We start from the raw sequence: 240 nt of genomic DNA on the forward strand, positions 1-240 counted from the left end.
CGGGCAACCGGCGCGGTGACAGCTTCCACAACATCCTGTCCAACCCGCACGTGGGGCTGCTGTACCTGATACCGGGCGCGATGACGGTCCTGCGGATCAACGGCCGGGCCCGCGTACTCACCGACGCTCCGGTCTTCGACGAGATGAGGGTCAGGGGCCGCCGTCCCGACCTCGCGCTGGTCGTGGACATCGACGAGATCTACCTGCACTGCCCGGCGTCGCTCAAGCGCTCGGGCCTGT

1 protein-coding gene is annotated in these 240 nt (G+C 68.3%); it reads left to right on the top strand.

All coding sequences use genetic code 11. The features are described from left to right. On the top strand, positions 1-240 hold a 240-nt coding region (locus BFF76_RS30050), incomplete at both ends, for a pyridoxamine 5'-phosphate oxidase family protein (RefSeq protein ID WP_208604896.1).

It is taken from the genome of Streptomyces mutomycini, from assembly GCF_001700505.1.
Classification (GTDB): domain Bacteria; phylum Actinomycetota; class Actinomycetes; order Streptomycetales; family Streptomycetaceae; genus Streptomyces; species Streptomyces mutomycini.